The 25890-nt window shown below is 66.3% G+C and carries 28 protein-coding genes; 13 read left to right on the plus strand and 15 right to left on the minus strand.

What is annotated here, in order from left to right; all coding sequences use genetic code 11:
* The first annotated feature begins 20 nt into the window (after positions 1 to 20).
* Positions 21 to 368 (plus strand): ArsC family reductase, encoded by a 348-nt coding sequence (locus tag BLR19_RS00830; protein WP_091746107.1) that lies wholly within the window; start codon positions 21 to 23, stop codon positions 366 to 368.
* Here BLR19_RS00830 and BLR19_RS00835 read toward each other — a convergent pair.
* Both BLR19_RS00835 and BLR19_RS00840 read right to left on the minus strand, forming a co-directional pair.
* Positions 361 to 1170 (minus strand): endonuclease/exonuclease/phosphatase family protein, encoded by an 810-nt coding sequence (locus BLR19_RS00835; protein WP_091746110.1) that lies wholly within the window; start codon positions 1168 to 1170, stop codon positions 361 to 363. The two genes, BLR19_RS00830 and BLR19_RS00835, sit on opposite strands and share 8 nt — an antisense overlap.
* Positions 1171 to 1177: 7 nt before the next feature.
* Positions 1178 to 1417 (minus strand): DUF2188 domain-containing protein, encoded by a 240-nt coding sequence (locus BLR19_RS00840; protein WP_091746114.1) that lies wholly within the window; start codon positions 1415 to 1417, stop codon positions 1178 to 1180.
* Positions 1418 to 1592: 175 nt separating this feature from the next.
* Here BLR19_RS00840 and BLR19_RS00845 point away from each other — a divergent pair, with 175 nt between their 5' ends.
* The 8 genes from BLR19_RS00845 (at position 1593) to BLR19_RS00880 (ending at position 8342) form a co-directional block, all read left to right on the plus strand.
* Positions 1593 to 1988 carry a DUF6249 domain-containing protein gene (locus BLR19_RS00845; RefSeq protein WP_055754959.1) on the plus strand — a complete coding sequence of 132 codons (396 nt, stop codon included), beginning with the start codon at positions 1593 to 1595 and terminating at the stop codon, positions 1986 to 1988.
* 24 nt (positions 1989 to 2012) lie between these two features.
* Positions 2013 to 2570 (plus strand): RNA polymerase sigma factor, encoded by a 558-nt coding sequence (locus tag BLR19_RS00850; RefSeq protein WP_091746117.1) that lies wholly within the window; start codon positions 2013 to 2015, stop codon positions 2568 to 2570.
* Entirely contained in the window at positions 2560 to 2976 is a 417-nt protein-coding gene (locus BLR19_RS00855; RefSeq protein WP_017506107.1) for a hypothetical protein, read from the plus strand. Before BLR19_RS00850 ends, BLR19_RS00855 begins: the two co-directional genes overlap by 11 nt.
* A gap of 69 nt (positions 2977 to 3045) precedes the next feature.
* Complete coding sequence (gene panB, locus BLR19_RS00860) at positions 3046 to 3882, plus strand: 3-methyl-2-oxobutanoate hydroxymethyltransferase (protein WP_091746120.1); 837 nt, start codon at positions 3046 to 3048, stop codon at positions 3880 to 3882.
* A 79-nt stretch (positions 3883 to 3961) separates the two neighbouring features.
* Positions 3962 to 4792 (plus strand): tetratricopeptide repeat protein, encoded by an 831-nt coding sequence (locus BLR19_RS00865; protein ID WP_091746123.1) that lies wholly within the window; start codon positions 3962 to 3964, stop codon positions 4790 to 4792.
* Positions 4793 to 4818: 26 nt separating this feature from the next.
* Positions 4819 to 6201, plus strand: a complete 1383-nt coding sequence (locus tag BLR19_RS00870) for a PQQ-binding-like beta-propeller repeat protein (RefSeq protein WP_088582173.1) — start codon at positions 4819 to 4821, stop codon at positions 6199 to 6201.
* 31 nt (positions 6202 to 6232) lie between these two features.
* Positions 6233 to 7852 (plus strand): ribosome biogenesis GTPase Der, encoded by a 1620-nt coding sequence (gene der / locus BLR19_RS00875; RefSeq protein ID WP_091746126.1) that lies wholly within the window; start codon positions 6233 to 6235, stop codon positions 7850 to 7852.
* A 4-nt stretch (positions 7853 to 7856) separates the two neighbouring features.
* The gene (locus BLR19_RS00880; protein ID WP_091746129.1) at positions 7857 to 8342 is read left to right on the plus strand and encodes an NUDIX hydrolase; all 486 of its coding nucleotides are present in this window, start codon (positions 7857 to 7859) and stop codon (positions 8340 to 8342) included.
* Here BLR19_RS00880 and BLR19_RS00885 read toward each other — a convergent pair.
* Positions 8339 to 9094 carry an SDR family NAD(P)-dependent oxidoreductase gene (locus BLR19_RS00885; RefSeq protein ID WP_091746132.1) on the minus strand — a complete coding sequence of 252 codons (756 nt, stop codon included), beginning with the start codon at positions 9092 to 9094 and terminating at the stop codon, positions 8339 to 8341. The two genes, BLR19_RS00880 and BLR19_RS00885, sit on opposite strands and share 4 nt — an antisense overlap.
* A 76-nt stretch (positions 9095 to 9170) precedes the next feature.
* Here BLR19_RS00885 and BLR19_RS00890 point away from each other — a divergent pair, with 76 nt between their 5' ends.
* Entirely contained in the window at positions 9171 to 9422 is a 252-nt protein-coding gene (locus tag BLR19_RS00890; RefSeq protein ID WP_091746135.1) for a CopG family ribbon-helix-helix protein, read from the plus strand.
* A complete protein-coding gene (locus tag BLR19_RS00895) occupies positions 9422 to 9709 on the plus strand; it encodes a type II toxin-antitoxin system RelE/ParE family toxin (RefSeq protein WP_091746138.1) in 288 nt (95 codons plus the stop codon). The genes BLR19_RS00890 and BLR19_RS00895 overlap by 1 nt, the downstream gene beginning before the upstream one ends.
* A 6-nt stretch (positions 9710 to 9715) precedes the next feature.
* Here the strand turns inward: BLR19_RS00895 and purF are convergent, their stop codons facing one another.
* The 3 genes from purF to radA are packed head-to-tail and all read right to left on the minus strand — an operon-like array spanning position 9716 to position 13246.
* Positions 9716 to 11221, minus strand: a complete 1506-nt coding sequence (gene purF, locus BLR19_RS00900) for an amidophosphoribosyltransferase (RefSeq protein ID WP_045810557.1) — start codon at positions 11219 to 11221, stop codon at positions 9716 to 9718.
* A gap of 26 nt (positions 11222 to 11247) precedes the next feature.
* The gene (locus BLR19_RS00905) at positions 11248 to 11844 is read right to left on the minus strand and encodes a CvpA family protein (protein ID WP_091746141.1); all 597 of its coding nucleotides are present in this window, start codon (positions 11842 to 11844) and stop codon (positions 11248 to 11250) included.
* Between the two features lie 31 nt (positions 11845 to 11875).
* Positions 11876 to 13246 carry a DNA repair protein RadA gene (gene radA / locus BLR19_RS00910; protein ID WP_055754949.1) on the minus strand — a complete coding sequence of 457 codons (1371 nt, stop codon included), beginning with the start codon at positions 13244 to 13246 and terminating at the stop codon, positions 11876 to 11878.
* A gap of 172 nt (positions 13247 to 13418) precedes the next feature.
* Between radA and BLR19_RS00915 the strand changes: the two genes are divergently transcribed.
* The gene (locus BLR19_RS00915; RefSeq protein ID WP_055808406.1) at positions 13419 to 14066 is read left to right on the plus strand and encodes a Yip1 family protein; all 648 of its coding nucleotides are present in this window, start codon (positions 13419 to 13421) and stop codon (positions 14064 to 14066) included.
* On the opposite strand, the gene alr is transcribed toward BLR19_RS00915, so the two are convergent.
* Complete coding sequence (gene alr, locus BLR19_RS00920) at positions 14060 to 15100, minus strand: alanine racemase (protein WP_091749008.1); 1041 nt, start codon at positions 15098 to 15100, stop codon at positions 14060 to 14062. The two genes, BLR19_RS00915 and alr, sit on opposite strands and share 7 nt — an antisense overlap.
* Positions 15101 to 15160: 60 nt before the next feature.
* Entirely contained in the window at positions 15161 to 16291 is a 1131-nt protein-coding gene (locus BLR19_RS00925) for a serine hydrolase domain-containing protein (RefSeq protein WP_176758247.1), read from the minus strand.
* 95 nt (positions 16292 to 16386) lie between these two features.
* Between BLR19_RS00925 and BLR19_RS14570 the strand changes: the two genes are divergently transcribed.
* Positions 16387 to 16752: a hypothetical protein gene (locus BLR19_RS14570; RefSeq protein WP_143007319.1), complete on the plus strand. Its 366-nt coding sequence runs from the start codon at positions 16387 to 16389 to the stop codon at positions 16750 to 16752.
* Positions 16753 to 16798: 46 nt separating this feature from the next.
* On the opposite strand, the gene BLR19_RS00935 is transcribed toward BLR19_RS14570, so the two are convergent.
* From BLR19_RS00935 to rpsF, 7 genes are all read right to left on the minus strand, one after another.
* Positions 16799 to 18289, minus strand: a complete 1491-nt coding sequence (locus tag BLR19_RS00935; RefSeq protein WP_091746147.1) for a replicative DNA helicase — start codon at positions 18287 to 18289, stop codon at positions 16799 to 16801.
* A 111-nt stretch (positions 18290 to 18400) separates the two neighbouring features.
* The gene (locus BLR19_RS00940; RefSeq protein ID WP_091746150.1) at positions 18401 to 18766 is read right to left on the minus strand and encodes a hypothetical protein; all 366 of its coding nucleotides are present in this window, start codon (positions 18764 to 18766) and stop codon (positions 18401 to 18403) included.
* A gap of 160 nt (positions 18767 to 18926) precedes the next feature.
* Positions 18927 to 21350, minus strand: coding sequence for a TonB-dependent receptor plug domain-containing protein (locus tag BLR19_RS00945; RefSeq protein WP_091746153.1), 2424 nt, complete (start codon positions 21348 to 21350; stop codon positions 18927 to 18929).
* Positions 21351 to 21693: 343 nt separating this feature from the next.
* A complete protein-coding gene (locus BLR19_RS00950; protein ID WP_091746156.1) occupies positions 21694 to 24150 on the minus strand; it encodes a TonB-dependent receptor plug domain-containing protein in 2457 nt (818 codons plus the stop codon).
* A gap of 332 nt (positions 24151 to 24482) precedes the next feature.
* A complete protein-coding gene (rplI, locus tag BLR19_RS00955; RefSeq protein ID WP_055754943.1) occupies positions 24483 to 25067 on the minus strand; it encodes a 50S ribosomal protein L9 in 585 nt (194 codons plus the stop codon).
* A gap of 1 nt (position 25068) precedes the next feature.
* Complete coding sequence (rpsR, locus tag BLR19_RS00960; protein ID WP_008259463.1) at positions 25069 to 25347, minus strand: 30S ribosomal protein S18; 279 nt, start codon at positions 25345 to 25347, stop codon at positions 25069 to 25071.
* Positions 25348 to 25359: 12 nt separating this feature from the next.
* Positions 25360 to 25746, minus strand: a complete 387-nt coding sequence (gene rpsF / locus BLR19_RS00965) for a 30S ribosomal protein S6 (protein ID WP_026108635.1) — start codon at positions 25744 to 25746, stop codon at positions 25360 to 25362.
* Between the last annotated feature and the right edge of the window lie 144 nt (positions 25747 to 25890).

A 25890-nucleotide genomic window follows, 5' to 3' on the forward strand; every position in this document is an offset into this window, starting at 1 on the left:
CCAAGACCTTCGAGAGCCCCATGACCTACACCCTCTATGGCATCCCCAACTGCGACACGGTGAAAAAGGCCCGGGTCTGGCTGGAGCAGCAGGGGGTCGACTATGTCTTCCACGACTACAAGCAAGCCGGAGTGGATGCGGGGCGGCTGGGCCAGTGGGTCGACGAGCACGGTTGGGAGACGGTGCTGAACCGGGCCGGGACGACGTTCAAGAAGCAGCCGGATGCCGACAAGGCGGACATCGACAAGAAGAAGGCGATCGCGCTGATGACGGCCCAGCCGTCGATGATCAAACGGCCGGTGCTGGATCTGGGAGATCGGCGGCTGGTGGGGTTCAAGCCCGAGACCTACGCCTCAGCGCTTACCTGAGCCGGACGGTCGCGGCGACGCCGAAGTGGTCGGACGGGTATTCGCCGTTGGTCGGCGTATCGCCGAAGCGGCGGGCCTCGCCGGGCGTGAAGGCGGCCTGTTCGACGAAGATGTGGTCGATGACGCGCTCGGGGTGACCCTTGGCCGGGTTAAGAGTGGTTGTGACCGAACCGCGGGGCAGGGCGCTGAAGAAGCGGGGGCCCGTCAGGGTCGCGAGGCCGGAATCCTCTTGCGTCGCATTGAAGTCGCCCAGGACGATCAGGGGCGTGCCGTCCTGCGGCAGCCAGCTTAGCAGCGACGCGATCTGGCGGGCGCGGACCGGGCCGGCGTCCTGTTGCCACGCCAGATGGGTGACGACGACATCGACCGGGCGACCCTGGACCGCGACACGAAGCCGAAGCGCGGTGCGGAAATCGTCGAGCGGCTCAAGCTTGGTCGAGGCCTCGGCCAGAACCGGCAGTCGGGTCAGCAGGGCGTTGCCGTAACGGCGCGGGGCGCCCTCGGCGTCGGTCGAAACGAAGGCGACATGATAGCCGCCCAGCTCGCGCGCCAGCATCCGGGCCTGGTTCTCCAGCCCGACATTGGCGTCCTCCAGCACCTCCTGGAGGGCGATGACGTCGGCGTCCTGGGCCTTCAGCGCAGCGACCAGCAACGGGCGGCGGGCGGCCCAGTCGCCCATATTGTGCCAGATGTTGAAGGTGACGAGCTTCAGTTCGGTGGGCGTCTTAGACTTTGGGGCCGTGGCGCAGCCTGCCAGCGGCGCGAGAGCGGCGGCGGCCAGCAGGGTGCGACGGTGGATCATCTCGGCCTCAGCCCTCGACGTCCGTCGAGGGGCGGTCGTGGCCGTCGGCGCTTTCGGTGACCCATTCGCCGGCGGCGGTCTCGTATTCGATCGCGGCGGTCTGGTCCGGCACGCGTTGTTCGCGCGCGACGCGCACGGCGGCGGCCTTGGCGTCGTCGTGGCTGGTGAAGGTTTCGGAATAGGTGTCGCCGGACTTGTAGGCCCAGCCGCCGTCATGTTCGACGATGCGATAGGTGACATGGGCCATGGGATGCGCTCCTGAGATTGATGAGATTGAACCCTAGACCGAACCGGCGGCGGCCGAAACGGCGACCTTACGAAGATTTCACCTAACGCCGCGCATCCGTTGAGGCGTCGGCCAGCCTCTTGTGATCAGAAGGCCGCCGCATCAGGCTGCTGCAACGGTTCAAGGGGTACCCGACATGGAAGACTTCATTCCCATCTTCGCGATGTTCGCCGTCTTCGGCACGATCACCGCCATCGTCTTCGGCCCGCAGGTGCTGAAGTATCGCGAAAAGCGCGACATGCAGGAAACCATCCGCCATGCGGTCGACAAGGGCCAGCAACTGCCGCCCGAACTGATCGACGTCATGACCAAGGATGTGCAGAAGAGCCTGCCGTCGCGCACGAAGGACATCCGGCGCGGCGTCATCTGGCTGGCGTCCGGCATCGGCATCGCAGCCTTCTCGGTCGTCAGCGAGCTGGGCGGGAACTTCAACGGCAATCTGGACAGCGGTCTGCTGGGCATCTCCTGCATTCCCGTCACGATCGGCCTGGCCTTCATCGTTCTGAGCTTCTTCAACAAGGGCGCGGACTGACCACGGCGGGCGGGGGAAGCTCTGATGAGCAAGTCTCTACGCGACTTCCACGATGTGGAGCTGGCCGCCCAGGCGGCGGCCGGCGGTCGGCGGGAGTATGGCGAGCTGGTGCGTCGGCACGGGTCGGCGGTGCGGGGGCTGCTCCGCCGGATGGGGGCGACGCCGTCCCTGTCCGACGACGTGGCGCAGGACGCCTTTCTGCAAGGGTTCCAGCGGTGCGCGGAGTTTCGCGGGCAGGGGACGTTTGCGGGTTGGATCAAGAAGATCGCCGCGCGGCTTTATCTGAAGCGGGTGGCCAAGGAGGCGCGCTACGTCGCCGAGATCGAGGCCGATCAGGCGGATGTGGTCGTCGACCGCGGCGGTCTGATGGACCTGGACGAGGCGTTGAAGACGCTCAACGAGACCGAGCGTGTCTGCGTCTCCCTGTGCCACGGCGCGGGGATGTCGCATCCGGAAATCGCGGCAGCCATGAATTTGCCGCTTGGCACGGTGAAATCGCATGTCAAACGTGGTCTGGATAAACTCCGTGCGCGGCTACAACCGGCGCACGGCTCAGGCGGGAGGTCGGTCCATGTCGGCTGACGAGTTTGATCCGATGATCGAAAGGCTGTTCGCCCAGGCGCCGAGCCTGCCGGACGAGGCCCTGTTTCTGGCGACGGTGCAGGCGCGCATGGAGACGCGGTCGCGCTGGCGCGCCCTGACCCTGACGGCGGCGGGATTGATCGGCGGCGTGCTGGCGGTGCGCGAGGGGGTGAACATCAACTTCACCGCCGACGGCGATACGACCTTGGCGCAAGGCCTCAGGGCCGCAGCCGCCACGGCGCAGGGTGCGGCGCAATCAGGCCTGGACGGATTGGGCCTTCAAGGTCTCGGCGTCGGGTCGCTGGATGTGATGAACGGCTCGGGCATGATGGCCTTCTGGATCGTCGCCGGCGCCCTGGTCGCCCTGATGGCGGCGGGCGTGGCGAAGCTATCGCAGGACGTGTGAGCGCGGCTGCAAGGGTGACACCGGCGGGGCAGGGGCCTATCTGACCCCTTCACGTCAGGAGGCCCGGCGATGTCCGTCCATACCCAAGAGAGCGTCAAACGCATCACCGTGCCCGATATCGCGGGGCGCAAGGGCGGCGAGCCGATCGTGTGCCTGACGGCCTATGACGCGCCGATGGCGGCCCTGCTGGATCCACACTGCGATGTGCTGCTGGTCGGCGACAGCCTGGGGATGGCGGTGCACGGCCTGCCCAATACCGTGGGCGTGACGCTGGAGATGATGATCCTGCACGGGCAGGCCGTCATGCGCGGCGCCAAGCGGGCCGTGGTGGTGGTGGACATGCCGTTCGGCTCCTACGAAGGCGGCAAGGAGGTCGCCTACGCCAACTGCGTGCGGGTGATGAAGGAGACGGGCGCCCAGGCGGTGAAACTGGAAACCAGCATCGAAATGGCCGAGATCGTCGCCTTCCTGGTCAAGCGCGGCATTCCGGTCATGGGCCATGTCGGCCTGCGCCCCCAGGCGATCCTGGCCGAGGGCGGGTTCAAGGCCAAGGGCCGGACCGAAAGCGAGCGCGACCGGGTGCTGGCCGAGGCCAAGGCCGTCGCCGAGGCCGGCGCCTTCTGCATCGTTATCGAGGGCGTCGCCGAATCGCTGGCGCGCGAGATCACCGAGACGATCGACGCGCCCACCATCGGCATCGGCGCCTCGGCCGCCTGCGACGGTCAGGTGCTGGTGGTCAATGACATGCTGGGCATGTTCGACTGGACCCCGAAGTTCGTGCGCAAATACGCCGATCTGCGCACCGAGATCGACCGCGCGGCGGCCGCTTTCGCCAGCGATGTGAAAACCCGCCGTTTTCCTGCCGAAGTCGAGACCTACTTCTCGAAAAAGCCGGCTTCGCAGTAACGGACGACGTTGCGGGCGGGGAGCCGACCTTCTAGGGTCCGCGCCGGTTTGCATTTCGCGATTTTGGGGCGACGTTTCAGTGGTTGATGTCTTCGAGCAGGTCGAGGAGGAGCTTCGCTCCGACAAGTTGAAGCGCCTGGCCAAGACCTGGCTGCCCGTTTTCGGCGTGGTGCTGGTCGTCGCCCTGATCGGCGCCCTGGGCTGGTGGGGCTGGGACAGCCTGAACTCCAACAAGGCCGCCAAGGCCGCCGAAGCTTATGATCGCGGCATGGAGGCCCTGCGCGCCGACAAGCCGATGGAAGCCCGCGCCGCCTTCGAGGAAGCGATCAAGGAAGGCAATGGCGCCTACACGGTCCTGGCCCTGCAGCAGCAGGCCGGCCTGGCCGTCAGCGCCAACAAGTTCCAGGACGCGGTTCGCCTGTTCGACGAAGCCGCCAAGGCGTCCAGCGATCCGATCCTGTCGGACCCGCCCGCCCTGAAGGCCGCCTTCCTGATCATGGACACCGCGCCGCTGGCCGAGATCGAAAAGCGCCTGACGCCGCTGGCCGAAGACAAGCGCCCCCTGCACGCCTTTGCCCAGGAAGCCCTGGCCCTGGCGCGCCTGCAACACGGCAAGACCAAGGAAGCGCGTGAGGCCTTCGTGCTGCTGCAACTGGGTCAGGACGTGCCGGACTCGATCCGTCAGCGCGCCCAGATCGCCGTGGAATCCATCGACGCCGGCACCGCAGCCGCCATCAAGCCCATCGTCGACGCCGCCGCCAAGGCGACGCCGCCGGCCGCCGGTGCTGCGAACGCGATGACGCCCTCGGTCGCCCAGGCTGCTCCGGCTCAGGCTGCACCGGCCCAGGCTGCCCCGGCTCAGGCCGCACCCGCTCAGGCGGCTCCCGCCGCCGCGCCGGCCGCCCAATAGTGACGACCCCTTACAGGACGCCCCCGATGAACCGAGTTCTGAAAGTCGCGCTGATCTGCGGCGTCGCCGCAACGATGGCGTCCTGCGGCACCGTGCGCCGCAACCTGCCGTTCGGTCTGGGCGGCGGCAAGGAAGACGCCGGCGCGACCGCCTCGGCCGGGCAACGCATCTCGGTGCTGGAGTTCGAACAGAGCCTGTCGCCGTCGGCCGCCCTGTCGGGTCGCGACTTCTTCCTGCCGGGTCCGCAGGCCGTGACGGCCTGGACGCAGCCCGGCGGCACGTCCGAGAACCTGGTCGAGCACGTCATTGCGGCGCCGAACTTCCAGATCGCGTGGAAGCGGGGCGTCGGCTCGGGATCGGCCCACGTCGGCAACGTCATGGCCCCGATCGTGGCCGCCGACGGCAAGATCTTCGTGCTGGACGGCGAATCGACCGTTTCGGCGGTTTCGGCCGACACTGGCGCGATCCTGTGGAAGGCCAACGTCAAGAACGCCGATCGTGACCGCAACGGCGGCTTCGGCGGCGGCGTCGCCGTGGGCGGCGGCAAGGTCTTCGTCTCGTCCGGCTATCGCTCGATGACGGCGCTGGACGCCAACACCGGCGCCGTGGTCTGGACCCAGCAGGTGGACGCCCCGATTCACGGCGCCCCGACCGTTTCGGGCAACCGGGTCTTCGTCGTGGACGTGGACAGCCAGCTGTTCGCCTTTGACGCCAACACCGGCGCCCAGGACTGGACCTATCGCGGCATCGCCGAGCCGGCGCGCGTCATGCGCGCCTCCAGCCCTGCCGTCAGCGGCACGACCGTCGTCGCCCCGTTCGCCTCGGGCCAGCTGGTCGCGCTGAGCGCCCTGAACGGCCAGGCGGTGTGGGAAGAGACCCTGTCACGCACCAGCCGCACCAGCGCTCTGTCGGAAGTCCGCGACGTGGCGGGCCGTCCGGTCATCAGCCGCGGCATGGTCTATGGCGTCAGCCACTCGGGCGTGATGTCGGCGCTGGACCTGCGTTCGGGTCAGCCCAAGTGGCAGCTGCCGGTGACGGGCGTGAACGCGCCCCTGCCGGTTGGAGACGCCGTCTTCGTGGTGTCGAAGTCGGGTCAGCTGATCACGGCCAACCGTGACACGGGCCAGATCTACTGGACGCGCGAGCTGAACGAGGGCCGCGAGCGCCGCGAGGGCGGCTTCCTGACCTTCGGCCGTCGCACCATCCGCCCGCAATGGTCGGGACCGCTGTTGGCCTCCAACCGTCTGGTGATGGTCAATTCGTTCGGCGAAGCCGTCGCCTTCGATCCGAAGACCGGCGTAGCGCAGACGACGCTGAAGCTGGGCGCGCCCGCCTATATCGCGCCGGCCGCCTATAACGGCGCGCTCTATGTGCTGACCGACAACGGCCAACTGATCTGCATCCGCTGATTTTCAGCCCAAACTAAGCTAGAAGGCCGACATGGCTCTGAAGGTCGCCATCGTCGGCCGCCCCAATGTGGGCAAATCGACACTGTTCAACCGCCTCGTCGGCAAGCGCCTGGCGCTCGTCGACGATCGCCCCGGCGTGACCCGCGACCGGCGCTACGCCGACGGCAACATCGGCGACATGGATCTGACGCTGATCGACACGGCGGGGTACGAGGACGTCACCGACGACAGCCTGGAAGCCCGGATGCGCGAGCAGACCGAGGCCGCGCTGGACGACGCCGAACTGGTCATGTTCATGATGGACGCCCGCGAGGGCGTGACGTCGCTGGACCGAATTTTCGCCGAGCGCCTGCGCCGGGTGCACAAGCCGATCATCCTCTTGGCCAACAAGTCCGAGAGCCGCGAAAGCGGCGGCGGCGTTGGCGAGGCGCACGCCCTGGGCTTCGGCGAACCTGTCGCCATCTCGGCCGAGCACGGCGAGGGGATGGCCGATCTGTACGCCGCCATCGTTGCGGCCTCGCAGGACATCTTCGTCGAAGAGATCGACGAGCCGGACAAGCCGATCCGCATCGCCGTCATCGGCCGGCCCAATGCGGGCAAGTCCACGCTGATCAATCGTTTGATCGGCGACGACCGGCTGCTGACCGGGCCGGAAGCGGGCATCACCCGCGACTCCATCTCGGTCGACTGGCAGTTCGAGGGCAAGAACATCCGTTTGGTCGATACGGCCGGCATGCGTCGCAAGGCGCGGGTGCAGGAGAAGCTGGAGAAGCTGTCGGTCGCCGACACGATCCGGGCCATCACCTTCGCCGAAGTCGTCATCCTGATGATGGACAAGGACGACGCCTTCGACACCCAGGACCTGCAACTGGCCGATCTGGTCGAGCGCGAGGGCCGCGCCCTGGTCTATGTCGCGTCGAAGTGGGACCTGGAGGACGAGCCCCAGTCCCGCATGGCCAAGCTGAAGGGCATGGCCGAGGACAAGCTGCCGCAGCTGAAGGGGTCGCCCTTCGTGGCCCTGTCGTCGCACAGCGGACGCGGCGTCGAACGCCTGATGCCGGCGGTGCTTCAGGCCTATGACACCTGGTCGGTCAAGGTGAAGACCAAGGACCTGAACACCTGGCTGTCGATGGCGACCCAGCGGCACCCGCCCCCCGCCGTGGACGGCAAGCGGATCAAGCCGAAATACATCGCCCAGACCAAGGCCCGTCCGCCGACCTTCGTGCTGATGGCCAACCGCGCCGAGTCGATGCCGGAGCATTACAAACGCTATCTGGTCAACTCGATCCGCGAGAGCTTCGACCTGCCGGGCACGCCGATCCGCCTGAACGTCAAGTCCAGCGGCGTGAACCCCTATGCCGAGGGCGGCGCCAAGTCGGGGCCGGAACGCTACAAGGGCGACGCCAAGACTGCGCCGCGCCGCGTCAAGAAGGCCGAGAAGGAAGAGGCCCTGTCCAAACTGCCCGGCAAGGCGCTGGAGCAGAAGAAGGCCCGCAAAGCCCAGCCCAAGATTTTGGGCGGGTTGAAGTCCAGCGCCTCGAAGAAGGCTGGTTCGTCGGTGGCGGTTCAGAAGGGCGCGCGCGGCGGCGCTCGCCAGGTGTCGCGCTCGGGCCGGATCCGCACGGGCCAAAAGGGCGGCGCCAAGAAGTGACGGCGTGAGCGAGGCCGAGAGCGCGCTTCCCGCTCGGCCCACCTCGCGTTGGCTGATCCTGGACGGGCAGGGGCGGGTGCTGCTGTTCCACTTCGTGTTTTCCGAAGGACCGCTCGCCGGCGCGGCCTTCTGGGCGACGCCCGGCGGCGGGCGCGAGACTGGCGAGACCTTCGAGGACGCCGCGCGCCGCGAACTGTTCGAAGAGACGGGCCTAGTTGTCGAAGACCCCGGCCCGCAGGTCGCCCAGGTCCGCGTCAGCTTCCGCCTGCCAGACGGCCGAATGGCGGATGTGGATCAGAGGTTCTTCCTGCTGCGCACCGACGACTTCGTCCTATCGCCCAAGGGGTGGACGGACGAGGAGCACCGGGTTCTGACCGAACACCGCTGGTGGAGCCTCGACGACATCCGCCAATCCAAGGAGACGATCTGGCCGGCGGAACTAGCGGAAATTCTGACTTCGCTCCGCCTGCCGCTGATCGGCGATCGTTAGATCAAGGCATCGACGGAGGGGCCGGCGGTCCAATCGCGGAACTTGATGGTCAGCGGCGGCGTGGCGGCGGCGTTCGACAGTTCGACGACTAGCGGGCCGATCTCGGACGGGTGGGGCAGAACAGATGGGTCTTCGCCTGGATAGGCCTGGGCGCGCATGGCGGTGCGCATGCGGCCGGGATCAACGATGCTGACGCGGACGGGCGTGCTCTCGATTTCGTCGGCCCAGGCCTTCACCAAGGCCTCGGCGCCCGCCTTGGTCGCGGCGTACATGCCCCAGAAGGCCTTGGGCGCGCTGGCGACGCTGGTGGTGAAGTGGATGGCGCGGCCGGCGTCGGAGGCGCGCAACAGAGGCTCCAGCGAGCGGATCAGGCGATAGACGGCGGTGAAGTTGGTCTTTTCGACCTTGGCGAATTCGCGCGGGTCGGCGTGCGACACCGGCGTCAGGCCCGAAGGGCCCATGGTGGCGGCGCAGTGGACCCAGATGTCCAGCTTCTTGAACCGTTCGAAAATGGCGCCGCCCAGCCTGTCGATAGCCCCGCCATCCACCAGATCGAACGGGATCAGGGTCGCATGGCGGCCGGTGGCGGCGAAGATGGCGTCGTCCAGCTCTTCCAGACCGCCTTGGGTGCGCGCCGTCGCGATGACGTGGGCGCCGGCCTTGGCCAGGGCCAAGGCGCTCTCGTAACCGATGCCGCGCGAGGCGCCGACGACGAGGGCGATACGGTCGTTCAGGGGGAGGGCGTCGGTCATGTTCGGGTGGTAGGAGTGGCGACGCGACGGGTCAATGTGTTAAGCTGTAAGCAGATGTGTACAGGAGCACTCTGTCATGGCTGCCAGCACGACCGTTACTGTCCGCATGAGTGAGACACTCAAAGAGCGGCTGGGGCTGCTTGCCGAGAAAACCCAGCGCACCCAGTCTTTTCTCGCTGAACGTGCCATCGCCGGCTACGTTGAACGAGAACTGGAAATGATGACGGCCGTCGAGGAAGGCTTGGAAGATTTTCGCACCGGCAATGTCGTCACGCATGACGAAGCCATGCGGCAGATCCGCGAGACCATCGCCAAATACGAGTCCTGATGCGCTCCGTCGTCTGGTCACGGCGTGCGCTGCTGGAACTGACCCACGCCATCGACTATCTGGCCCAGCGCAATCTGCCCGCCGCGCAGAAGATCGAAGCCCTCATCATCGAGACGACCGAGAAGTTGGCGCGACGGCCGATCGGTCGGCCGGGCAAACAGCCGGACACCTACGAAAAGCTCGTGGCCGGCGCGCCGTATCTGATCGTCTATGCCCTAGCGGACGACGCCGAAGGCGGCCAGGTCCAGATCATACGCCTGTTCCACACAGCGCAGGACCGCGAGTGACGGCCGTCAGGCGCTGACCAGCAAGGACAGCTGTTTGGCCCCGAACTCGCGGCCGCCTTCCTCGATCTCGCGATCCAAGAGGCGAGTGGGATAGTCGCCGGTGAAATAGTGGTCGGTGAACTGCGGGGCGGCGGCGTTGCGGCCGGTCTCGCCCATCGCGCGATACAGGCCGTCGATGGACAGGAAGCCGAGCGAATCGACCTCCAGCATGTCGCGCATCTCTTCCAGGGTCTTGTTGGCGGCCAGCAGTTGGGCGCGCTCGGGCATGTCGATGCCGTAGAAGTCGGGGAACAGGATTTGCGGGCTAGCCGAGCGCAGGTGGACCTCGGTCGCGCCAGCGGCGCGGACGGCGCGAACCAGCTTCAGCGAGGTGGTGCCGCGTACGATGGAATCGTCGATCAGCACGACGCGCTTGCCGGCCAAGGCCGACTTGTTGGGGCTGTGCTTCATGCGCACGCCCTTTTGACGGGCGCCCTGGCTGGGCTGGATGAAGGTGCGGCCCAGATAGTGGCTGCGGATGATGCCCATTTCGTAGGGAATGCCGCTTTCCTGGGCGTAGCCGAGGGCGGCGGGTACGCCGGAATCGGGCACAGGCACGACGATGTCGGCCTCGACGCCCAGTTCGCGGGCGAGGCCGCGACCCATTTCCTTGCGGACCTCATAGACGGAGCGGCCGTTCACGACCGAATCCGGGCGCGAGAAATAGACGTATTCGAACAGGCAGGGACGCGCCGCGCGGGCGGGGAAGGGCTTGAGCGAGCGCAGGCCGCTGTCGTCGATGACGACGATCTCGCCGTGTTCGACATCGCGCACGAAGGTGGCGCCCATCATGTCCAGAGCGCAGGTCTCGGAGGCCAGAACCCAGCCGTCGCCCAACTGGCCCAGCACCAGCGGGCGGATGCCCAGCGGGTCGCGCGCGCCGATCATCTTGGTGCGGGTCTGGGCCACCAGGGCGTAGCCGCCCTCGATCCGGGCAAGGGCGTCAGTGAAGCGATCGACGATCTTGGCTTTGCGGCTGCGCGCGATCAGGTGGAGGATGACTTCGGAATCCGAGGTCGACTGGAAGATGGCGCCTTCGCTGACCAACTGGGCGTGCAAGAATTTGAAGTTGGTCAGGTTGCCGTTGTGGGCGATGGCGATGCCGCCCTGGTCCAGATCGGCGAACATCGGCTGGATGTTGCGCAGGAAGCTGCCGCCGGCGGTGGAGTAGCGGGTGTGGCCCACGGCCGCGCGGCCGGGCATCCGCGTCATCAGGTCGGCGCCGCCGAAGGCCTCGCCCACCAGGCCCTGGTGGCGTTCGGTGTAGAAGCGCTCGTCCTTGACGCTGGCGATGCCGCAGGCTTCCTGGCCGCGATGCTGAAGGGCGTGAAGACCCAGGGCGACGACGGAAGAGCCTTCGTCCTCGTCTGCGCCCCAGACGCCGCAGACGCCGCATTCCAGGCGGAGCTGGTCATCCTCCGGCTCGCGCCAGTGCTCGCGGTGAACGACGGGATCGGCGATATGGTGGCGCATCGTGGGGCTCCGATGACCGGGGAAACTTAATAGGCGGCTTCGCGGCGCGAGTTAGGCTCTGATTGCGTCGGGGGCAAGGCTTCGTCGTCCGAAAAGCCCCGCCGTACGGACGAATCCACGACCGGCGTGATGGCGTCGGCGCCGCGTCCTATGCTGGGCAGGACGATCTGGATCATCCGCGCGCCCATGGCGCTGACCGGATAGAGGGCCGCCTTTCCGAGCCAGAGCGGCGTGCGCTCGCCCGGCAGGGCTGCGATGATGACCAGATGCACCGCGCCGATCAGGACCAGCGCACGGACGCCGCCGATAAACAGGCCGAAGATGCGGTCGATGACGCCGAGATGCGGATGGTCCTTGGCGCTCTTGGACATCATCGAGCCGACCAGGCGCAGGCCGAAATAGACGACGAAGAAGGTCAGGACGGCGGCCAGGATCGACCCGGCCCACTCGGGATCGACGAAGGCGCGCGTGACGCCGGCGGTCCAGGGCAGGGCGATCAGGGCGACCAGGGCCGCCAAGGTCGCGCTGAGCAGCGTAATGACCTCGCGCACCCCGCCGCGCACCCAGCCGGCGGCGACGGAAAACAGGATCACCACGATGGCGAAGACGTCGTATCCGGTCACGCGTGGGGGATCCTGCGGTTGCTACGAGGGTCTAATAGCGGTTCTGCGAGATTCGTTCGACCACATCCGTCAGGCGCGTGACGGATGTCACCTTCACCCCCTTGGTCTTGGCGGTCAAAGTCGGGCTGAGCACCTGATCGAAGCCAAGTTTTTGCGCTTCGCGCAGGCGGGCCTCGGCGCGGCCGACGCTGCGAACCTCGCCCGACAGGCCGATTTCGCCGAAGACGACGCAGCCTTGGGGCAGGGACACGCCGGTCGCCGAGCTGATCAGCGCCGCCGCCGCCGCGAGGTCTGCCGCCGGTTCGTTGATGCGCAAGCCGCCCGCGACATTCAGATAGACGTCCTGATCGCCGAAGCCGAATCCGCAGCGGGCCTCCAGCACGGCCAGCACCATGGCCAGACGTCCCGTCTCCCAGCCGATCACGGCGCGGCGCGGGGTGCCGTAGGCGGACTTGGACACCAGGGCCTGCATCTCGACCAGCACCGGACGCGAACCTTCGATTCCGGCGAAGACGGCGGCGCCCGGCGCGCGCTCCTTGCCCTCGCCGAGGAAGAGGGCGGAGGGATTGGCGACCTCGCGCAGACCGGCGTCGCCCATTTCGAACACGCCGATCTCGTCGGTGGCGCCGAAGCGGTTTTTGCCGGCGCGCAGGATGCGGAACGGATAGCCGCGCTCGCCCTCGAAGGTCATGACGGCGTCGACAAGGTGTTCGACCACGCGAGGGCCGGCGACCTGGCCGTCCTTGGTGACGTGGCCGACAAGGACCACCGCGACGCCCTGCGACTTGGCCAGACGCACCATCTCGCCGGCGCAGGCCCGGACCTGGGTGATCGAGCCGGGGCCGCTCTCGTGCACGTCGGACCACAGGGTCTGGATCGAATCGACGATGACGATGTCGAACTGCTCGCGCTTCAGCGTGCCCAGAATTTCACGCAGCGCCGTGGCGGCCGCCAGATTGACCGGCGCGTCCGCCAGACCCATCCGCTTGGCGCGGGCGCGGATTTGCTCGACGGCTTCTTCGCCCGAGATGTAGGCCACGCGCGATCCGCGCAGCGCCGCCTTGGCTGCGACCTCCAGCAACAGGGTGGACTTGCCGACGCCCGGATCGCCGCTGAGCAGGATGGCCGAGCCGGGCACCACGCCGCCGCCGCAGACCCGGTCGAACTCGGCCACGCCCGTCGTGATGCGCGGCGGCTCTGGCGTGTCGGACTGAAGCGTTTCGAACTGGATGCCGCGCGTGCGGGCCGAAGCCGCCGCCGACGGCTTGATCGCACCCGGTGGAGCCGAGCGGCTTTCCTCGCTCAAGGTGTTCCACTGACCGCAGGAGCCGCATTGGCCCGACCACTTGCTGTGGACCGAGCCGCAGGACTGACAGACGTAGAGGGCGGAATCGCGAGCCATGGGCTTCCTTAGCAGATCGAACGGTCGCGCCGGACATGGCCTCGGCTCACGACAGTTTCGGTCGCAGGCGCAACCTTTGCCATACTGAAGGATTGAGAATGTGTCGCACACCCTTGCTTCTTGAAGCGACGCAACGTCAACATCCGCGCATCTTCTCTCGCCGAGGCCTGTCATGACCGATCCGACGACCCACTCCCAACCCGCTGTCGATCCGGCCCTTGTCGCGCGGGTCAAGGGCATACTGCTGCAACCCAAGTCTGAATGGCTCAAGATCGACGGCGAGTTCGCCACGACCAAAAGCCTGTTCACCCGCTATGCGATGATCCTGGCGGCGATCGGCCCGGTCTGTTCGCTGCTCGGCGGTCAGTTGATGCCGATCATGGGCGTGAAGCTGTCGATCGTGGGCGCGATCGTCGTGGCGCTCGTCAGCTACGGCATGTCCTTGCTGGGGGTCTTCCTGCTGGGACTGATCATCAATGCGCTGGCGCCGAACTTCGGCGGGACGGCCAACAAGGTTCAGGCCATGAAGCTGGCCGTCTATTCCTGGACCGCCGCCTGGCTGGCGGGCGTGTTCGGCCTGATCCCGATGCTGGGTATCCTGGCCATCCTGGGCCTCTACAGCTTCTATCTGCTGTTCGTCGGCCTGCCGATCCTGATGAAGGTGCCGGAAGACAAGAAGGTCGGCTATTTCATCGTGACGGTGATCGCCGGCGTCGTGATGTATTTCATCATCTCGGCGATCGTCGGAGCTATTTCGATGAGCTTTGTCGCCGCGTCCGTCGGCATGGCCGGGCTCGCGGGAATGGGCGCCGGCTACTGAGAATAGACGCGCGGCACGCGGGGGGTGATCGAGGTCAGCAGCTCGTAGCTGATGGTCCCCGCCGCAGCCGCGGCGTCGTCCAACAGGCGGTTCGGGCCGAACAGTTCGACCGGATCGCCGACCGCGACATCCAGGCCGGTGATGTCCACCGCGCAGACATCCATCGAGACCCGACCCAGCAGCGGGCGGGTTTCGTCGGCGATCCAGACCGCCCCCTTGGGCGAATAGGATCGCAGCAATCCATCCGCATAACCGGCGGCCACGGTGGCGACCTTGATCGGGTGTTCGGCGATATAGCCGCGCGAATAGCCGACGCTCTCGCCCGTCGGCACGTCGCGAACCTGCAGCACTTCGGCCGTCAGGGTCGCCACGGGTGCGATCCGGGGATCGGGCCGCCCCTCCGGACCGCCGCCGTAAAGACAGATGCCAGGTCGCACGGTGTCGAAGGCGAAGTCCGGTCCCAAAAAGCAGCCGCTGGAATTGGCGAACGACCGGATCACGCCCGGATAGCGATCCAGCACGCCCGCGAAGGCGTCGCGCTGGCGCCGGTTCATCGGATTGGCCGGTTCGTCGGCGCAGGCGAGGTGGGTCAGGACCAGGGCCAGGCCGTAGAAAGCGTCAGGCGCGTCCTCGGGCCGAATACCCAACCGGTTCATGCCGGTGTCGATCTGCAGGCCGCAGGTCCCGCCGCCCGCCGCCCTCCAGGCCTGGATCTGTCCGGGATGGTTCAGCACGGGCCGCAGGTCAGCCGCCTTCAGCATCGCCGCATCGTCGCCGTGGCAGCCGTCGAGCACGTAGATGACGGGACCGTCGGCGCCCAAGGCCGCCCGCAGCCGCACGCCCTCCGCCGCCCGCGCCACAAAGAAGGTCCGCGCCCCCTCGGCCATCAGCCGCGTCGCCACGGCCTGCGCGCCCATTCCATAGCCATCCGCCTTGACCACCGGATGCACCGGCTGGCCGCTGACGGCCTCCAGCGTGTGATAGTTGCGCGCCAGGGCGTTCAGATCGACGGAGAGGACGGCGGGGGCGGTCATGCCGCCCTTATGATCCAAGTTCGGCGCGATGGAAGAGGGAGCCGGGCGGAAAATGGTCGTCTATCCGTCCAGCGAGGCGTTGACGGCGGCGCGGACGGCGCGGAACGGCAGGGCAGGGCCGACGTCGCCGTTGCACAACACCGCGACCGTCACCTTTCGGTCGATCCAGGTTTCCAGAAAGGCGGAAAAGCCGTTGACGTAGCCATAGTGCAGGATCGACCGGCCCCGCGCATTGGCCGTGGGAAGCAGCAGGCCCAGTCCATATTGGACATCGCCATAGCTGGCGTCAGCGGGCGAGAACCGATTGGCGCCGCTGAGACGCCCGTCGCGCAGCCGACCGGGCTTAAGCATCTCCTCGACCCAGCGGCGGTCAAAAATCCGCCCGGACAGCAAGGCCTCGTGCCAGCGCACCAGATCCGGCGCGGTCGCCCGCATGGCGCCGGCCGCGCCGGTGTCAAAAATCTCGATGTGGGCGGCGTTGGTGAAGGCGCCCGCCGTGTCGCCCGGCGTATAGCCGTTGACCCTTCCGGGCACGACGTCGCGGTCGGCGTCCACGGCGGCTGACGTCAGGGACACCGAGTCAAGGACGAGGGTGCGCATGGCCTGGGCCAGAGGGGCGCCGACGACCTGTTCGATCACAGCCCCCAGAGCGATGTAGTTGGCGTTGCTGTACAGCCAGGCCGAGCCCGGATCGAAGTCGAACAGACGAGTCTGTCTGACGATGTTTTCGGCCAAGGCGATTTGTGAGCGGGGTTCAGCGTCATCGGCGGCGCAGACCGGCTGGGCGTCGTCGCTGAGGCCGGCGGTGTGGTTCATCAACTCCCGTAGTGTAAAGCGCGGCGCGGCAGCGAAGATGGGCAAATAGGCGGAGACAGGTTCGTCCAAGCCGACCCTATCCTCGGACGCCAGTTTGACGACGCAAGCGGCCGCGAACTGTTTGGTCAACGAACCGATGCGGAAGACGGAACCCGGCGTCATCACCGCGTTCAGCTCCAGATTGGCGCGGCCGTAGACCTTCACCATCGGCGGCGCGCCGTCGCGCGAGATCGCCACACAGACGCCGGGGCAGGCGCCGGCGGTCAAGGCCGCGCCGACCGCCGCATCGACAGCTGTATGGAATGGAGGAAGGTCGGCGGCGGCGGTGGCGGGAACTGTCGCGGCGGCCGTCAGGGCGACCCCGCCGCCGAGCATCGATCGTCTGGAAACGTCTGATCGCACGCCCGCGCCCTCCCGCCTGTCGGTCCCCATCTTTAAACCCGACGAGCCGAAGCGTCGATCACCGACTCATGGCACCAAACGCGCGCTCACGGGCGTTCAACCTCAAAGGCGCGTTAATTATCATTCTGATTGTGTTGCTAAACGATGAGCATATCGTCGGCTGGCTCAGCCAATCCGGTGAGCTTTTCGGAGTGAAAGCCATGCAGAAGTTTTCGTCTGCCGCAGCGCGTCTTGCTGCGGGTTCGGTGATCGCCGCAGCAGCCCTGGTCGGTTGGTCGACCGCCGGCGCCGAGACAAGTCAGCCGACGAGCTATTATCAGACCGCCCAACAATGCATTCGCGACGGCATCGCCTATTGCACGGCGACCTATCCGTCAGGAGCGGACCGCCAACAGTGCATCGCCGACATTCGCGCGGCCTGTAACGGCTCCTGACCACGAAATGTCCGTCACTCTGCATCGGCGGGGCGGCGGATAGGCGCTACTCGTAGCTGACTTCCTCATAGCCGTGCGCCAGGTTGCCGAAGCGGACGGTGTCGGCGTCGAAGGCTAGTTTGACGATGCCGATCGGGCCGTGGCGCTGCTTGCCGATGACGACCTCGGCCTGGCCTTGCAGGCGGTCCATGTCCTGCTGCCATTGCAGGTGTTCCTCGGTCCCCTCGCGCGGCTCGGCCCGGCCCAGGTAATAGCTCTCGCGATAGACGAACATCACGCAGTCGGCGTCCTGCTCGATCGAGCCGGATTCACGAAGGTCCGACAGTTGCGGGCGTTTGTCGTCGCGCTGCTCGACCTGACGCGACAGCTGCGACAGGGCGATGATCGGTACCGACAGTTCCTTGGCCAGGGCCTTCAGTCCGCCGGTGATTTCGGACACCTCCTGCACGCGGTTCTTCTGGCCGCCGCTATTGCCGGTCGTGACCAGCTGCAGATAGTCGACGATGATCAGGTCCAGCCCATGTTCCATGCGCTTCAGGCGGCGCGCGCGGGCCGCCAGCTTGGAGATGGACAGGCCGCCGGTGGCGTCGATGTAGAGGGGGCTTTCGCCGATCTCGACCGCCGCGTCGCGCAGCTTGCCGAAGTCGGTTGCGTCGATCTCGCCCTTGCGCAGCTTGTCCGACGAGACGCCGGACGCATCGGCGAGGATACGCATCGCCAGCTGTTCGGCGCTCATTTCCAGCGAATAGAAGGCGACGACGCCGCCGTTGACCGTCTTGCGACCCTCCGGCGTCGGCTCCCACTGATAGGCGCGCGCCACGTTGAAGGCCATGTTGGTCGCCAGCGCCGTCTTGCCCATCGACGGACGACCGGCGAGGATCAGCAGGTCGGACGGGTGCAGGCCGCCCAGTTTGCGGTCCAGATCGTTCAGGCCGGTGGCGAGGCCGGCCAGCTTGCCCTCGCGCTGATACGCTTCGGCCGCCATCTGAACGGCGCCGGACAAGGCGTTGGAGAAGCTAACGAAACCGGACGAGGGCTTGCCCGTCTCGGCCAGCGAATACAGGGTCTGTTCGGCCTGTTCGATCTGCTCGTCGGCGGGCGTCTCCGGATTGGGCGCCTCCTTGATCATGTCGCCGCCGATGCGGATCAGGTCGCGGCGCAGCGCCAGGTCATAGACGACGCGGGCGTAGTCGGGGGCGTTGGCGGCGGGCGGCGCGCGGTCGACCAGGTCGGCGAGATAGCGCAGGCCGCCGAACTCCTGGAACGCCGGATCCTGCTTGAACCGCTCCATCAGAATGGTGGGCTCGGCCAGCAAGCCTTGGCGAATATGGTCCTCGATCGCGTCGAACAGCCGCTGGTGGAAGGGTTCGTAGAAGTGCGAGCCGCGCAGCCGGTCGTTCAACCGCTCGAACACGGCGTTGTCGAACATCAGCGAGCCCAGCAGCGCCTGCTCGGCCTCCAGATTGTGCGGCATCGAAGTGAAGCCGCCGGAGTCCAGCGGAGACGACGAGAAGGGCATGGGGGCGAAGGCGTTCATCGATTAACGCTTTAGCCCTCTCACGCCCCTGCGTCAGACGCGGACGCCGCCTGGACCGTGGACAGATCGCGCCGCCTTGGGGACGAACCGAAATTCCTCAATCGGCGCGCATCAGGCGCAGGGATAGTCGTGCGCCATCCATTCGCGGAAGGCCTGGGTCACGCTGATGTTGCGACGGTTTTGCGGAATGGCGTTGAAACGGCTCAGGATGGCGTTGGGCGAGACGCTGATCTTGTCGGGCATGCAGGTTGCGGGCTGACGTCCGGCCGCCTTGGCCTGGGTCTGTTCGGCGCGGACGGTGCGAACGGCGCCCCGGAACTCGGCCATCAGGCGACGGGTGTCCGAGCGCAGCAGGGCGGTGGGATTCTGAGGAATGGCGTTGGCGGTCGTCAGGAATTCCTGAACCGTCATGGCGTTGGCCGCGCCGGCGAAAAGCGTCAGCGCCAAGACGCCGGCTGCGATCGATCTGGTCTTCATCTGGTCCCCTCCAAAGCCCCCTCTGGCAGCGCCCAGGTTGAACGGCGATATGTGTCGCAACTGGGGCGAAGCGGAACGGTCAAGCTGAAGATCTCGTAATGCGAACAAGGAAAAGGGCGCTCCGAGGAGCGTCCTTGCCCGGCTGGCGTTCAGCCCGACCTCACCATTTCAGGCTGAGGCGCGCATAGCCGTAGCGACCGTTGAAACCGAAGGGCGAATAGTAGGGGAAGCCCAGAACGCCGTTGGAGTTCAGCGACGCCGGGACGAAGTTCGGATATTCGTCGAACACATTGTCCACGCCGATCGCCACGCCCACGCGTTCGGTCAGCTGGAACCGGCCTTCCAGATCCACGACCGTCTTGGCCCCGGTGCTGTAGTCGTTCGCCGCCGTCGAGCCGGGTTGTAGCACGTCGCCATAGTAGGTGGCGCGAACCGTGGCGCCCCACTTGTCCCGGCTCCAGTCCGCCGACGCCGAGACCTTGGTGTCGGGCGTACCGTCTTCGATGGTCAGGATGCGTTGGCGGGCAAATAGGGTCGGCACCGGGTTCAGAACCGAGGAGGACGTCGGCACGCGGTTGACAGACACATCGTTGAAGTTCGCCGCGACGGTGAAGTCGAAATCGCCGAGCGTATCGGTCGGCAGACGGTAACGCCCGACGATGTCCACGCCTTCGGTCGAGGTCGAGACCCCGTTCAGGAAGAAGCGCGCGGCCTGAACGCCTTGCGGATCCAGCAGACTGGCGACCTGGCCCGAGAACGTCCGGTTGATCAGTTCGGACAGAACGATCTGATCGTCGATGTCGATCTTATAGGCGTCGACGGTCAGGTCGAACCGGCCCAGTCGCACCACCGCGCCGACCGAATAGTTGGTCGAGGTCTCAGCCTTCAGCGGACGCGCGCCAAGGGCCGCTGCGACCGCGCTGGTGGCCGGGAAGGTGCCGGTTTCGACCACGGCGCCGTTCTGGATCACCGAGGCGGTGGAGGTGAAATACGACTGCTGCAACGACGGTGCGCGGAAGGCGGTCGAGACCGAACCGCGCAAGGCGAAGCTGGGGGTGAAGTCATAGCGGGCCGATAGCTTGCCCGTCTGGGTGTCGCCGAAATCGGAATAGTCCTCGAACCGAACGGCGCCCTCGACGCGCAGCTTGTCGGTCATTGGAATTTCGACGTCGGCGTAGGCGGCGAAGTTGTCGCGATCAACATCGACGGCGTTCGAGGGCTGGAAGCCGACAAAGCCCTGGGCGCCGCCGGTCAGGGCGGTGTTGCCGCCCAACGGCCCGCGGTTGTAGCTCTCGGGCTGACCGGCCTCGATCTTGTAGTTTTCCCAGCGCTGCTCCAGGCCCCAGGCGAAGTTCAGCGGGCCGCCGGACAGACCGACCTCGAACTCACGGCTGAAGTCGGCGCCCAGCACCAGCTGGTCGTAGATCAGGCTGCCGGAATCGAAGCTAGTCGGCGAAGTCGCGCCGTAGGTGGAGTTCAGCGAATCCTCGGTGCGGAAGTCCAAGGCGTTGCGGCCATAGGTCAGGCTGATGTCTGTGTTCCAGCCCGCCAGTTCGCCGCGCAGGCCGCCGGCCAGCGAGGCGTCTTTCGAATTGATGGCGACCTTCGGCAGGAAGCCGTTCGGGTAGATCGAGGCGACATTGTTGACGTTGTCGGACAGGCGAGGGAAGGCGGCGCCTTCGCTGTCGCGGTCCTGATAGCCGGCCCAGCCATAGGCCTCCCAACCATTGCCCAAACCCTTGCCGGCGTTGGCGAAGACGGTCCATTGCTCAACGTCCGGGTCGCCGAAGCGGGCGGTGATCGCGCCGTTCGCCGCCGTGCGGGGGTCATAGTCCGAGCGATTGGTCGATTCGCGGTTCAGATACTCCGCCGACAGGGTGAGAAAGCCGTCGTCGCCTAGCGAGAACCCTTGCCAGGCCGAGGCCGTGACGGTGCCGCCGTCGTTTTCGTCGCGTTCGCCGCGCGCGGTCTTCACCGTGGTGAAATACTGGCCGTAGGTCACGCTGGCGCCGCCGCCGCTGGAAGCCTCCTTCAGGCGCAGGTTCACCACGCCGGCGATGGCGTCCGAGCCATACTGGGCCGAGGCGCCGTCGCGCAGCACCTCGACCCGGTCTAGAGCGCCGGTCGGAATGGTGTTCAGATCGACGGCGGCCGACCCGCGCCCCACTACGCCGTTGACGTTGACCAGGGCCGAGGCGTGGCGACGCGTGCCGTTGACCAGCACCAGCGTCTGATCCGGCGACAGGCCGCGCAAGGTGATCGGGCGGATCGAGTCCGAACCATCGTTGGCCGACGGCCGCTGGAAGGTCAGCGACGGCACGGCCTGGGCCAGGGCGGTGGCGAACTCGGTCGTGCCGCGCGTCTGCAACGCCTCGGACGTCACGACATCGACGGGCGCCAGGGTGTCGAGGCGCGACCGGTTCTGGACCCGCGTGCCGGTCACGACGATGTCGTCCACCTGCGCCGCCTCATCGGCGACGGGTTCGGCGTTTTGAGCAAAGGCCGGGGCGGCGCTCAGCACGGCGAAGGTCGAGACGGTGGCGAGCAGGGCCGGTGCGGCGGCCCGACGAGAAAGAGAGCGCATTGAGAGATTTCCTAAAGTTTGTTTTTTGGCGCGAGCGCGCATCGCCGCCGCTAACCGCGACGGGCTTTTTATGATCGGCTTGGGATTGGGTATGGCGTGCGGTCTCAGCCGCAACATCGCGCGATGGCGAGCGGCGTAGCCGTAAAACGGGGGGTGATCTTCATGGCCTCTCCAACCGCAAGGTCGGGGAGATCCCGGCGGTCATGGCCATATCAGGGCGAAGGTGCGGCGGGTCAATCGACGCAGGCGGCCATGTTTTGTTGCGGCAGTCAGTAGGAAATCTATTGCCACGCAAAATGGGGCGCTCCGAAGAACGCCCCATTCGAGTGGGATATCAGTTGGCTTAAAAGTTGTAGCTCAGACGGCCGTAGAAGAAGCGGCCGTTGAAGCCGTAAGGCGAGTAGCTCGGGTAGCCCACCGAACCGGTCGCGCCGTTGATGTTGGTCGGCGTGGCGGTTGGATATTCGTCGGTCAGGTTGTTCACGCCGACAGCGAGCGAGACGCCGAACGGCAGAGTGTAGCGGCCCTCCAGATCCACCAGCAGCGCGTCGCCCGTTTCGTAGTCCAGGGTGGCGTTGTTGTTGGCGACCAGAACGCTGTCGTAGCTGGTGCCCTTTAAGGTCGCACCGAAGTCGCCCAGCGACCAGTCCACGCTGGCGACGATCTTCTGTTCCGGCGTGCCTTGCTCAAACGACAGTTTGGAAGAGCGGTCGAAGAGGAAGGCGTCGGACGGGGCAATGGCGAGGTTGCTGGGAACCGCCGGCGTCTTGGTGACTTCGGTGGAGTTGAAGTTGCCCGCCAGTGTGAAATCGAACCGCCCGAAATCCTGCTGCGTCCGATAGCGCGCCACGACATCGACGCCGCTGGTCGAGGTGTCCACACCGTTCAGGAAGAACCGCGCGCCGGTGACGCCGAACGGAGCGAGCAGAGCCTGAATGGCAGCCGTGGATTGCGCCGTCTGGCTGGGCCGCGACACGCCGAGCGTCTCGGAATAGATGATCCGGTCAGCGACATCGATGCGGTAGGTGTCCACCGTCAGCTCAAAGCCCTCATGTCGGAAGACCGCGCCAAGCGAGTAGTTGGTCGAGGTCTCGGGCTCCAGCGGCTTTGAACCCAGGGCGATCGCGATGGGATCGTCGACCCGATACGAGCCGTTCTGCTGCAGCACCACGCCGCCCGCTGTGGCGACAAGGTTGGTGGCGATGTAGCTGAAGTACTGTTGCTGAAGGGCTGGCGATTTGAAGCCAGTCGATATGGCGCCACGCAGGGCGAAGGCCTCGGTGAAGTCGTAGCGTCCCGAAATCTTGCCCGTGAACTGATCGCCGAAATCGGAATAGTCCTCGTAGCGCCCGGCCAGACCGACGCTGAACTGCTCGGAGAATTTGCCCTCCAGGTCGATGTAGGCGCTGACGTTGTTGCGATCGACATCGACCGCATTGGATGGCGCAAAGCCAGGGAAGCCCTGCGATCCGGCGCCGCCGGCCGTGACAGGGCCCTTGTTGTAGGATGTCGGCTCGCCTGCAGTGACGTTGAAGTCCTCGCGTCGGTATTCGACTCCGAAGGCGACGTTGAGCGGTTCATACAGGTTCGCTTCGATCTGTTTCACCGCATCCACGCCGATGGTCAGTTGACCGTAGCTGAGGCCGCCGGCGTCGAACTGGGTCTGAGACGCGGCGCCATAGGAGGCGTTCAGGGAGTTCAGGACGCGATAGTCCAACTCGTTTCGGCCGTACCCGACCGAGATATCCCAGTCGAAGCCGGCGGCGGGGCCTTTCAGGCCGCCGTATATATTGTAGTCGTCGATGTCGGCGGCGATGATTGGCAGGAAGCCATTGGGATAGATGGCGGTGACGTTGTTTGAGTTGTTGAAGGCGCGGGCGGTCGCCGCAGCCTCGGACTTGCGCTTCTGATAGCCGCCGAAGGCATAGGCTTCCCATTCGCCGCCAAGCGGTTTGCCGGCGTTGAAATAGCCGGTGTAGGCTTCGGTATAAGGATCGCCGAAGCGACCGATGACGGTGGTCGCACTGCCTCCGTTAACGGCGGTGGTCGCCGCGTAGTCGGAGCGATTGGTGGGCTGGCGTTTCTGGACTTCGCCCGAAAGGGTCAGGAAGCCGTCGCCAAACAGGGGCAGGCCGATCCAGCCGGCGAGCGAGGTCTGTTCGCCGTCGCGGCGGCTGTGTTCGCCGCGCGCGGTCGTGAAGTCGGTGTCGTAGATGCCGTAGTTGGCGGTGATGCCGCCGCCGCTCGAGGCCTGGCGCAGACGCAGATTGATGACGCCGGCGATGGCGTCGGCGCCGTATTGGGCCGAGGCGCCGTCGCGCAGAACCTCGACCGATCCCAAGCTGATCGACGGGATGGTGTTCAGGTCGAAGGCGGTCGAGCCACGACCCAGCGCGCCGTTGACATTGACCAGGGCGCCGACGTGGCCGCGCTGGCCGTTCAGCAGCACCAGGGTCTGGTCGGGCGCCAGGCCGCGCAGGGTCGCCGGGCGGACGTGATCCGAGCCGTCGGAAATGGCGGGACGAGGGAAGTTGATGGAGGGGGCGGTGGCGGCGAGGGCGGCGGCCAATTCTGTGCCGGTGCCCTGTTTCGCCAGAGTTTCGCCGGTGATGACATCGACGGGCGCGACGCTGTCGAGCCGGCTGCGCCCAACGGTGCGCGTGCCGGTGACGACGATCTCATCGACATCGGTGGCTTCGCTTGGCGGAGGAGTGGTCTGGGCGAACGCCGATGAGGCGATGAAGAGCGCGCTGGTGGAGGCAAAGGCCAACAGGGCCTGACGACCGTATCCGATTTTCATTGATAGTCCCCGACGATGCACGACAGCCCTCTGTGTCGGCGCTCGGCAGGCCGTCATGCCGTCGCCCTCGGTCGGCGCCTCTAAAAGCGCAATAATCTTGCGCATATAATCGAAACGCAGGCCTCAGTTGCAGGCTGTGACCGCAATGTGACGACGTCAAGCAAGCTTAATGTCTAGATGTCCATTTGAGAGATCAATGATCTGGGTTTGTTGTAATCTTGTCATAGGTCAAGGTGACGATCGGCCGTGCGGTTGGCGACCGTCTGCCGCGCAGCAAAAAGGGCGCGTCCCTTGCGAGACGCGCCCTTGATGTCGTTTGGGATCCGGTCGGATCAGGCTTCGTCGCCGAAGCCTTCCTGTTGACCGGCGCCGCCTTCGATCAGTTCCTGGGCCGATTGCTCGGCGGCCTGGCGCTCATCATCGAACTGGCTGCGGATCACGTCCTCGCCCTTGGCTTGGCGCTCGGCCTCGTCCATCGAACGGGCGATGTTGATCTTGACCGTGGCGCGGACCTCGGCGTGCAGGCGAACCGGCACTTCGTGGACGCCCAGGCTCTTGATCGCCGTGTTCAGGACGACCTGCGAGCGCTCGACCTTGCCGCCTTCGGCCTGGATGGCCTCGGCGACGTCGCGACCGGCGACCGAACCGTACAGGTGACCGGTTTCACCGGCCTGACGGATCATGACGTAGGTCTGGCCGTCGATCTTGTCGGCGACCTTCTGTGCGTCGGCCTTGTTCTTCTCGTTGCGCTGCTCGATGGCGGCGCGGTCGAGTTCGAACGCCTTCAGGTTGGCGGCGGTGGCCCGGCGGGCCTTGTCGCGCGGCAGAAGGAAGTTACGGGCGAAGCCGTCCTTGACGGACACGACGTCGCCGATGGCGCCGAGATTCTCGACGCGTTCAAGCAGAACGACCTTCATCTCACTTCACCACGTAAGGCAGGAGGGCCAGATAGCGAGCGCGCTTGATGGCCTTGGCCAGTTCACGCTGCTTCTTCTGGGAGACGGCGGTGATGCGCGAAGGCACGATCTTGCCGCGTTCGGAGACGTAACGCTGCAGCAGCTTGACGTCCTTGTAGTCGATCTTCGGCGCATTGGCGCCCGAGAACGGGCAGACCTTGCGGCGACGATAGAAGGGGCGGCGGCCGGCGGCGCCGGAGCCCGCCGGTGCGCCCGGGGTCGGGGCGGTGGTATCGGTCATGTTCCGGGTTCCTTATTCGGCGTCGGCGGCGGCGTCGTCGCGCGGAGTGCGCTCGCGCTCACGCTCGCGTTCACGCTCGCGGCGGGCCAGCAGCGGCGACAGTTCCAGGTCGAGTTCCTCGACGCGGACGGTCAGCCAGCGCAGCACGTCTTCGTTGATCGACAGCTGACGCTCGACTTCGGCCATGGCGGCCGGAGGGGCGTCGACGGCCAGCAGCGAATAGTGAGCCTTGCGGTTCTTCTTCACGCGGTAGGTCAGGTTGCGCAGACCCCAGTATTCGATCTTGGCGACCGAGCCGCCACCGGCGACGATCAGATCCTTGATGGTGTCATTCAGCGCTTCGGCCTGTTGCGCCGAGATATCCTGGCGCGTCATGACCGTGTGCTCGTAAAGAGCCATGCGGTAGTCTCCCTTGTGGGCGTCGGCGCGGAAACGACCGGGTAAGTCGGTCTCCACGATGGCTCCTGGCGCGGCGGCCGGACCGAACGTCCAACCCTTTGGTGCTCCGCGACAGGACCGAAGCCCTGGAAAGGCGGGGCCTAT

Source organism: Brevundimonas sp. 374 (assembly GCF_900102995.1).
GTDB lineage: Bacteria > Pseudomonadota > Alphaproteobacteria > Caulobacterales > Caulobacteraceae > Brevundimonas > Brevundimonas vesicularis_C.